The organism is Exiguobacterium sp. s127 (genome assembly GCF_018618695.1).
GTDB classification, from domain to species: domain Bacteria; phylum Bacillota; class Bacilli; order Exiguobacteriales; family Exiguobacteriaceae; genus Exiguobacterium_A; species Exiguobacterium_A oxidotolerans.
This window is the reverse complement of the sequence record NZ_JACSMO010000028.1, coordinates 1-643: the sequence shown is the minus strand read 5'-3', so window position 1 is coordinate 643 and position 643 is coordinate 1. Positions and strand designations below refer to the sequence as shown.

At 45.7% G+C, this 643-nt stretch carries 1 protein-coding gene; it reads right to left on the bottom strand.

Annotated elements, in window-relative coordinates:
* Position 1: 1 nt before the first annotated feature.
* A partial coding sequence (locus KNP98_RS15900; protein WP_214812247.1) for an IS3 family transposase occupies positions 2–643 on the bottom strand: 642 nt, incomplete at its 5' end.

Genomic DNA, 643 nt, shown 5'->3' with positions numbered 1-643 from the left:
TTTAAGCTGCTATGAGATGGCTTCGGTATTGTGCCGGAGTCATCTTTTGTAGTTTCCATTGTCTTCGTTCGCTATTGTAATAGTCAATGTATACATCGACCATAGCGCAGACCTCATCGAGGTCAGATGCTAATTGATAATCGACATAATCTTTCAAGTGCCCAAAGAATGATTCCATCGGGGCATTATCCAGGCAGTTTCCTCGACGTGACATGGATTGAACCATCCCCATCTCACGAATCCGTGCTTGATAAGCAGGATGCGTATAATGGAAACCTTGATCGGAGTGTATCATGGCTTCCGGATGTGTATTCCCTTGAAGTCGTTCTGCGAGTTTATTCGTCGTATGAAGGACGAGTTCCATCCGGAGGCTCATTGATACATGATGTGCCACAATTTCACGTGTAGCGACATCCTTCACGCAAGAGAGATAGGCAGTTTGACCAGACCCAATTCGGAGATAGGTGATGTCTGTGACGAACACTTTACCTGGCTCTACTTGCTTGAACCGGCGGTTCAAGTGGTTCGGCACAGTCTTATGTTCATATGTCGCTTTGGCGATTTTACGGTAGGGGTTCTGCCTGCGGATTTTCGTCACGATCCCAAACTTTCTCATGATACGAAGAATACGCTTATGATTCAT